The 1,103-nt window shown below is 67.9% G+C and carries 1 pseudogene; it reads right to left on the bottom strand.

Annotated features, from left to right (window positions below):
• Window positions 1-23: 23 nt before the first annotated feature.
• Window positions 24-1,027: pseudogene (locus tag ACWD4J_RS44115) on the bottom strand (IS5 family transposase).
• Between the last annotated feature and the right edge of the window lie 76 nt (window positions 1,028-1,103).

Raw genomic sequence — 1,103 nt, 5'->3', positions numbered from 1 at the left:
CTAGGGCGCGTATCGAGTCGTGATCAATGGGTGGTCCGGGTGAGGTCTTTGAGCCAGATCATCGAGGCGCGCAGGTGGAGTCCGGCGAGATAGCTGTCCGGGGTCTTGTCGTATCGGGTGGCGATGCCTCGCCAGGCCTTGAGCTTGTTGATCAGGCGCTCGACGGTGTTCCTCTCCTTGTAGAGGTCGGCGTCGTGACTGACGGGCCGGCCGCCCTCGGAGCCCTTCTTCCTCCGGTTGGCGGCCTGGTCCTTCTTCTCCGGGATGACTGCCTTGATGCGGCGCCTACGCAGGTGGGCCCGGTTGCCGCGGGAAGAGTAGGCCTTGTCCCCGGCGACGGCGTCCGGCCGGGTGCGGGGGCGGCCGACGGGCCCGCGGACCCGTATCTTCCTCAGCACGGGGATGAACTGCGGGCTGTCCGCGGCCTGTCCCGCGGTCAGCACGAACGCCAGCGGGCGACACTTGCGGTCGGCGGCCAGGTGGACCTTGCTGGTCTGCCCGCCTCTGGAGCGTCCGAGGAGAGCGGCCTTCAGCCGGAGTTTCCGCCAGCGCCGGATGCGTCGTCGCTCCTCCCGCTCGGGATCGGTCTCGGCGTCCTGCCCGTTTTGTTCTTCGAGACCGCCCCCTTTGACCTGGCCTTCTCCCCTTGGGCGGCAGCCTTCTCCAGGGCGATGATGACGCCCTCGCCCAGGTGCATCCCGGCTGCGTCGTGGTGAGCGCGCGCGGTGGTGGAGTCGATGCTGACCAGGGACAGGTCCACCTCACCCCGCTTCGCGGCTTCCGTGATCAGGCCCTCCAGTAGGGCCTCGAACACACCGGCATCACGCCACTGCCGGAAGCGGTTGTGGACGGTTGACCAGGCGCCGAACTCCTGCGGCATCTCCCGCCACTGCCCACCGGTCTTGAACCGCCAGATCACCCCCTCGAACTGCTGCCGCAGCCGCTCGGGGTACGGGCCGTACTCGCCGATCGGTAGGTACGGCTCGATGAACTCCCAATCCCGGTCGCTCAGTTGCACTCGCGTCACGCAAGAAGATCTACCGGCCCAGGCCCCTCCGCGAGGGCGGATCGCGCAGATTGATCACGACTCGATACGCGCCCTA

It is taken from the genome of Streptomyces sp. NPDC002577 (assembly GCF_053594815.1).
Note: the sequence above shows the minus strand (reverse complement) of the source record. Positions and strands in the feature narration are given on the sequence as shown.